This window comes from Campylobacter sp. 2457A (assembly GCF_020135895.1).
GTDB classification, from domain to species: Bacteria; Campylobacterota; Campylobacteria; order Campylobacterales; family Campylobacteraceae; genus Campylobacter_D; species Campylobacter_D taeniopygiae.
In genome coordinates, this window is sequence record NZ_JACHTO010000108.1 from 1 (window position 1) to 401 (window position 401).

Genomic DNA, 401 nt, shown 5'->3' on the forward strand with positions numbered 1-401 from the left:
ACCTTTTGTAATTAGGATTCTGATTAGGATGAGGGCGATGATAGTGGCAATGATGCCTATAAGGATTTGTTTAAAGAGAATGGCTTTAACAACTCCTGTATAAGTTTCATCTTCTGTAACCGTACATACTCTAAATTTTGGATTGATTGTTGCACTACATAGTACTTCATAAGAATTCCCTTTATCATCCTTTGCTCCAAAAAGAGCATTTTCTTCTTTTGGATTAAGATAATAATTTGGATTAGTATTGATTGTATTAGCTATATTTATACTTAGTGGATTTTTTGTAAGAATTCTTTCTGGATATTGATGAAAATAAATCTCACCATCTGGACTATAAACTGCAGCATAAGTATTTTCAGAATGACCATAAGCTAAAACATCTTTGGAAAATTGCTCTA

1 pseudogene is annotated in these 401 nt (G+C 31.2%); it reads right to left on the reverse strand.

What is annotated here, in order from left to right:
• Positions 1-401, reverse strand: a pseudogene (locus H2280_RS08550) (methyl-accepting chemotaxis protein); the annotation flags it as partial.